Source organism: Halomonas marinisediminis (assembly GCF_004347715.1).
Taxonomy (GTDB): Bacteria; Pseudomonadota; Gammaproteobacteria; order Pseudomonadales; family Halomonadaceae; genus Halomonas; species Halomonas icarae.
Map to the genome: position 1 here is coordinate 1 of NZ_SLTR01000375.1, position 280 is coordinate 280.

General features: G+C 64.3%; 1 protein-coding gene. It reads left to right on the top strand.

Annotated elements, in window-relative coordinates; genetic code table 11:
* A partial coding sequence (locus tag E0702_RS17055) for a hypothetical protein (RefSeq protein ID WP_132045730.1) occupies positions 1-280 on the top strand: 280 nt, incomplete at both ends.

A 280-nucleotide genomic window follows, 5' to 3' on the forward strand; every position in this document is an offset into this window, starting at 1 on the left:
CCAATGACGTCTATTTCCCCGATCCGGGGATGTACGAGGCCCATGATGCCCTGATCTGCATCGCCGAGGGCGCTTATGTCGACCAGCAGGCCCCGCGCCGCCGCCTGACCGATCAGCATTACTTCAAGTCCCAGACCGAGATGGCGACGCTGTTCGCGGACCTGCCCGAGGCGTTGGAGAATACCATCGAGATCGCGCGCCGTTGCGCCTTCAAGGCCTACAAGCGCGACCCGATCCTGCCACGCTTCGCCGAGGACGAGGTCGAGGAACTGCGCCGCCA